At 54.8% G+C, this 6,023-nt stretch carries 6 protein-coding genes; 3 read left to right on the top strand and 3 right to left on the bottom strand.

The genetic code is table 11. The annotated features are described in order from the left end of the window. From bcsE to bcsG, 3 genes are all read left to right on the top strand, one after another. Nucleotides 1-1,034: cellulose biosynthesis protein BcsE (gene bcsE, locus C5687_RS23300; protein WP_104558128.1), on the top strand; the 1,034-nt coding region annotated here is incomplete at its 5' end. Beyond that, nucleotides 1,031-1,225, top strand: a complete 195-nt coding sequence (bcsF, locus tag C5687_RS23295; protein WP_025759457.1) for a cellulose biosynthesis protein BcsF — start codon at nucleotides 1,031-1,033, stop codon at nucleotides 1,223-1,225. The genes bcsE and bcsF, both read left to right, overlap by 4 nt. Then, nucleotides 1,218-2,897 carry a cellulose biosynthesis protein BcsG gene (gene bcsG, locus C5687_RS23290; RefSeq protein WP_094919641.1) on the top strand — a complete coding sequence of 560 codons (1,680 nt, stop codon included), beginning with the start codon at nucleotides 1,218-1,220 and terminating at the stop codon, nucleotides 2,895-2,897. The genes bcsF and bcsG overlap by 8 nt, the downstream gene beginning before the upstream one ends. Nucleotides 2,898-2,951: 54 nt before the next feature. Here bcsG and C5687_RS23285 read toward each other — a convergent pair whose 3' ends face one another. Genes C5687_RS23285 through murB form a run of 3 tightly spaced genes read right to left on the bottom strand, consistent with a single transcriptional unit; the run spans nucleotide 2,952 to nucleotide 5,948 of the window. Continuing rightward, entirely contained in the window at nucleotides 2,952-3,944 is a 993-nt protein-coding gene (locus C5687_RS23285) for a family 8 glycosyl hydrolase (RefSeq protein WP_104558129.1), read from the bottom strand. Nucleotides 3,945-3,951: 7 nt separating this feature from the next. After that, complete coding sequence (gene birA, locus C5687_RS23280; RefSeq protein ID WP_104558126.1) at nucleotides 3,952-4,923, bottom strand: bifunctional biotin--[acetyl-CoA-carboxylase] ligase/biotin operon repressor BirA; 972 nt, start codon at nucleotides 4,921-4,923, stop codon at nucleotides 3,952-3,954. Further along, nucleotides 4,920-5,948 carry a UDP-N-acetylmuramate dehydrogenase gene (gene murB, locus C5687_RS23275; protein WP_104558124.1) on the bottom strand — a complete coding sequence of 343 codons (1,029 nt, stop codon included), beginning with the start codon at nucleotides 5,946-5,948 and terminating at the stop codon, nucleotides 4,920-4,922. The genes birA and murB overlap by 4 nt, the downstream gene beginning before the upstream one ends. Nucleotides 5,949-6,023: the final 75 nt, after the last annotated feature.

Genomic DNA, 6,023 nt, shown 5'->3' with positions numbered 1-6,023 from the left:
CCTATCTCTACGATATTGCTTTCTGGTGTAATGAAAAAGGGGTGAGTGCCAGGCAACAACTTACTCTGAAACATATCGAGGGCAAGTGGCACCTGGCGCAGCAGGAAGAGACCGTGGTTCAGCCGCGCAGCGATGAAAAACGTATCCTGAGCCATATCGCGGTCCTGGAGGGTGCCCCTGCTCTTTCGGAAAACTGGTCCCTGTTTGACTCTAACGAAGCCCTTTTCCATGAAGCCCGCACAACCCAGGCGGCAACCCTTATTTTCTCGTTGATGCAAAATAACCAGATTGAGACGCTGGCAAGACAGATCCATACCTTACGCCGCCAGCGCGGAAGCGCGTTGAAAATTATCATACGTGAAAACAATACCAGCCTGCGCGCCACCGATGAGCGCCTGCTTCTGGGCTGCGGCGCGAATATGGTTATCCCCTGGAATGCGCCGCTGTCACGCTGCCTGACGCTTATCGAAAGCGTGCAGGGTCAGCAGTTTAGCCGCCATGTACCGGAAGAGATTTCCACGCTGCTCTCCATGACCCAGCCGATGAAACTGCGTGGATACCAAAAATGGGATACCTTCTGCGATGCCGTCGGCAACATGATGAGCAACACGCTTCTTCCTGCTGACGGAAAAGGGGTCATGGTTGCCCTGCGTCCTGTACCGGGTATTCGCGTTGAACAGGCTCTCACCTTATGCCGCCCGAACCGTACAGGGGACATCATGACCATCGGCGATAATCGCCTGATGCTGTTTTTGTCCTTCTGCCGGATAAACGATCTTGATACTGCGCTTAACCACATCTTCCCCCTGCCGACCGGTGATATCTTCTCGAACCGTATGATTTGGTTCGAAGATAATGCCATCAGCGCGGAACTGGTGCAGATGCGTGCGCTCCAGCCAGAACAATGGGCTAAACCGCTCGCTATCACGAGCGATGCGAAACCGATCCTCAATGCCAGACATGATGGACATGTCTGGCGACGGGTGCCGGAGCCTCTTCGCTTATTAACAGACAACGCGGAGAACGCACTATGAATATCAGCGATATCATTCAACTGGTTATAGTCTGTGCGCTGATCTTTTTCCCGCTTGGCTACTACGCACGCCATTCCATACGTCGTATCCGTGATACGGCCAGAGTGTTGTTTATAAAACCTCGCCACGTTAAACCAGCCGGAACACTGACACGGGCATCACACGTCAAGGCAGACCGAAAACATGACTAATTCAACCTATACCGCTTCGTCACCTTCGCCGCTCTGGCAATACTGGCGCGGCCTTTCCGGCTGGAACTTCTACTTTCTGGTGAAGTTTGGTCTGCTGTGGGCAGGCTATCTGAATTTCCATCCTCTTCTCAACCTGGTGTTTATGGCCTTCCTGCTGATGCCTTTGCCGAATATCAGGCTGCATCGTTTACGCCACTGGGTAGCCATTCCTGTCGGCTTTGCGCTGTTCTGGCATGATACCTGGCTACCGGGGCCGGACAGTATTATGAGCCAGGGCTCGCAGGTGGCGGGGTTTAGCGCCAGCTATGTCCTCGACCTCATCGAGCGTTTTATTAACTGGCAGATGATTGGCGCAGTATTTGTGCTGCTGGTTGCCTGGCTGTTCCTGTCACAGTGGGTCCGCGTCACGGTGTTTGTCGTGGCGATTATGATCTGGCTTAACGTGCTGACGCTGGCAGGGCCAAACTTTTCGCTGTGGCCTGCCGGTCAACCCACCACCACGGTGACCACCACAGGGGGAAGCGCGGCGGCAACCGTCACGACGGCTGGCAATACGCCTGTCGTGGGGGATATCCCAACCCAGACCGCACCGCCGACCTCCACAAACCTGAATGCCTGGCTCTCCAGTTTCTATACTGCGGAAGATAAGCGTCAGACGAAATTCCCGGACGCGCTGCCGGCAGATGCTCAGCCGTTCGAACTGCTGGTGATCAACATCTGCTCTCTCTCCTGGGCCGACGTGGATGCCGCAGGTTTGATGTCGCATCCGCTGTGGTCTCATTTCGACATTCAGTTTAAAGATTTCAATTCGGCCACTTCATACAGCGGCCCGGCGGCGATCCGCCTGCTGCGTGCAAGCTGCGGTCAGACATCGCATAAAAACCTGTATCAACCCGCCGGCAACCAGTGTTATCTGTTCGATAACCTCGCCAAACTGGGCTTTACGCAGCATCTGATGCTGGGGCATAACGGCCAGTTCGGCAACTTCCTGAAAGAGGTGCGCGAACAGGGTGGCATGCAGGCGCCGCTGATGGATCAAACGGGTCTTCCGGTCACTCTGCTGGGCTTCGACGGCTCGCCCGTTTATGACGATACCGCCGTACTTCAGCGCTGGCTGCAGACCATCGAAAAAGACAGTAATCCGCGCAGTGCGACGTTCTTTAACACCCTGCCGCTTCACGATGGTAACCACTTCCCGGGCGTGAGCAAAACGGCAGACTATAAAGTGCGTGCGCAGAAATTCTTCGACGAGCTGGACGCGTTCTTTACAGAGCTGGAAAAATCCGGCCGTAAAGTGATGGTGGTGGTGGTCCCTGAACACGGTGGTGCACTGAAAGGCGACAGAATGCAGGTGTCGGGCCTGCGTGATATCCCAAGCCCGTCCATTACCAACGTGCCTGCTGGCATTAAATTCTTTGGTATGAAGGCACCTCACCAGGGCGCGCCGATTGAGATCACCCAGCCAAGTAGCTATCTGGCGATCTCAGAACTGGTTGCCCGTGCGGTGGACGGCAAGCTGTTTGTCGAGGATAGCGTGAACTGGGATCAGCTCACCAGTAACCTGCCGCAAACGGCAGAAGTTTCCGAGAACGCTAACGCGGTAGTGATTCAGTATCAGAACAAACCGTACGTTCGTCTGAACGGCGGAGATTGGGTACCGTATCCGCAATAAGGCCCCTCGCCCTAACCCTCTCCCCACAGGGGAGAGGGGATAGTCGGTGCGTTATTATTGCGCTGAGATCCACACCAGCATTTTCAGACTTGCCGAATAGTAGTCGTCTTTAGAGGTGATTTCGGGTTCTCCGGAAGACTGTCCCATCGTTAAATCGCGTACCGCCAGCAGACCGCCTTCCATCATATAGGGCGCATAGTCGTTGGTCGTGACGTTCACCCAGGCGGGCGTTTGTTCCCGGGGAAACTGACCGAACCAGGCTTTCCACGGCGTCAGCAACGGGCTTTGTTTATCAGACCAGGCAACGTACAGCGGAATACGAATCGCATCGTAGCTCATCCGCGGTGGCCAACCCTGGGCCGGTGCCAGCTTGCCACCTGATGTCAGTGAAACCCAGTCAGGGGGCAGATTCGCTTTACCCGAACCCATTTTCCCCAGCAGGCGTTTCCCGTCCTTCATCAATTCATGCCAGACCGGTAAATGACTGCGCGCGGCAAAGTCCTGCCAGGCCGGAAACACGAAATAGGACGGATTAAGGATCACTTCACCCTCAGGCTTAAATCCCTGGACGCCGGGCAGCATCACTCGATAACCCGCATAGCGGATCACGCTGTGGTCAATCAGTGCTTTTGTAATGGCATCCGATGCGGTGCTGTAATGCTTGTCATGCCAGCGGGCATCGGCTTTTAACAATGCCCAGGCGATCAGCACATCGCCGTCTGCGGCGTTGTTTTTGTCGGCGATCGGGTTGGACTCTGCGGGGTTGTAACGCCAGTAAAAGAGACCATTCTCTTTGTTCTTCAGCTGACTGTCCGTCCATTGCCAGAGCTTATCGAACGTGGCTTTATCGTCATTGGCCACCGCCATCAGCATGGCGAACCCCTGACCTTCCGTATGCGAAACACCGCCATTGCCGGTATCGACAATGCGGCCTTCCGGTTTAAAAAAGCGTGCCTTGTAACTTTCCCAGGCCTGTCCCGCCTGCGAGAGAGGCGAGAACAGTACACTCATCATGACAGCCAGCGTCGCGCAGACGGGTTTTCGCATCATTGACTCAGTCCGGTTGTTCGGCACTTCGCAGGGAAATCTCACCGCCCACCCAGGGCTTGATTGCGCCATCCTGCTCCAGAAGCAACGCCCCCTGCGCATCAATACCGCGGGAAGTACCGTAGATCTCTTTATCGCCAATCAGCAATTTCACCGGGCGGTTGATGAAGTTATCCAGCTTTTCCCAACGCGACAGGAACGGAGCCAGCCCTTCCTGCTCAAAAAGCGTGAGTGAACTGCGCAACTCTTTAATCATACGCACGGCGAGGGTGTTGCGATCGATGACGATGCCCGCCTCCTGGAGGTTAGTCCAGGCCTGGTTCACCACATCACTCTGGACGTTGCGCATCACCATATTGAGGCCCGCGCCAATGACAATTTGCGCCGCATCGCCGGTTTTCCCCGTCAGTTCAACCAGGATACCGGCCAGTTTTCGATCGTTGAGGTAGAGATCGTTAGGCCACTTCACGCGTACGTTATCCGCCCCCAGATCGTGCAGCACTTCCGCCATGACAATGCCGATAACCAGACTCAGGCCAATGGCAGCGGCAGGCCCCTGCTCCAGACGCCAGTACATGGAGAGATAAAGGTTCGCACCAAACGGTGAGAACCATTTGCGACCGCGACGGCCACGCCCGGCCTGCTGATACTCAGCAACACAGGCATCGCCGGATTTCAGCTCAGGCAGACGATCCAGAAGATACTGGTTCGTCGAATCAATCACAGGCAGCACCGCCACATTGCCGTGTCCAATCTGGCTGCGAATCAGTTCTTCATTCAGCAGTTGAATCGGTTCCGGCAGGCTGTAGCCTTTTCCTGGTACCGTGAAGACATCGACACCCCAGTCGCGCAGCGTCTGAATATGCTTATTGATGCCGGCACGGCTCATGCCCAGCTGTTCGCCCAATTGCTCGCCAGAATGAAACTCACCGTCGGCAAGAATGCCAATCAGGGTTAAAGGGATGGTATTGTCCTTCACGCGATGGCCTCCACGGCATTGACTTCGCCTGTGCACCCGATAAAGCGCACTTCCGGCTCCAGCCAGACGTTAAATTTCTCGCCCACACGCTCACGGACATGATGTGCCAGATGAACCACATCATCGCTGGTCGCATCACATTGATTAATCAGTACCAGAGCCTGCTGTCGGTGAACGGCAGCACCGCCGACTGTCGTGCCTTTTAACTGGCATTGATCGATAAGCCATCCCGCAGCAAGCTTCACGCTGCCGTCCGCCTGAGGGTAATGTGGCGCTGTTGGCCATCCTTCAAGGAAGATTTTTGCCTTTTCGCTGCTAATTACCGGGTTTTTGAAGAAGCTTCCGGCATTGCCGTTTACTTTGGGATCGGGAAGTTTGGTCATCCGCATATGGCAAACCGAGTCAAAAACGTCGCGAGGGGTAACGGTTGCCGGATCGAGACGCGTTAAATCACCGTAGGTCAACACGGGCTGCCAGCGCTTAGACAGACGCAGGCCCACGGCGACAATGACGTAGCGATCCTGATATTCATGTTTGAAGATACTGTCACGATAGCCAAAACGGCACTCTTCTGCGGTTAAACGCTGGGCCGTTCCGGTCGCCAGTTCGATACAGTCGACATACTCACAGACATGTTTCAGTTCGATGCCATAGGCACCGATGTTTTGAATGGGTGACGATCCGGCGCAGCCTGGGATCAGCGCAAGGTTTTCCAGACCCGGCATCCCTTTGTCGAGGGTAAACCGCACCAGATGATGCCAGTTTTCACCGGCCCCCACGTGAATGTGCCAGCTATCGGCGCGCTCTTCCACATCAATGCCCATGATGCGGTTAATGATTACTGTTCCCGCAAAATCGTCGAGAAACAGGACATTACTTCCTTCGCCCAGAATCAGTACGGGTTCGTTATTTTCTGTTGCGCTTTGCCATGCATTCAGCAACTGCTGTGCGGTATCGGCACGTACAATCTTTTTAGCATTCCGTTGAATGCCAAAGGTATTCCAGGGCTTAAGGGAGTGGTTCATAGACGCTATCCTGATGCAAAAACGCAGGTAGTTTACCGTATAAGCAAGGTATTGGGGGATTAGTTTTGTGCAGCG

This window comes from Enterobacter sichuanensis (genome assembly GCF_002939185.1).
Classification (GTDB): domain Bacteria; phylum Pseudomonadota; class Gammaproteobacteria; order Enterobacterales; family Enterobacteriaceae; genus Enterobacter; species Enterobacter sichuanensis.
This window is presented reverse-complemented; position numbering and strand designations above follow the sequence as displayed.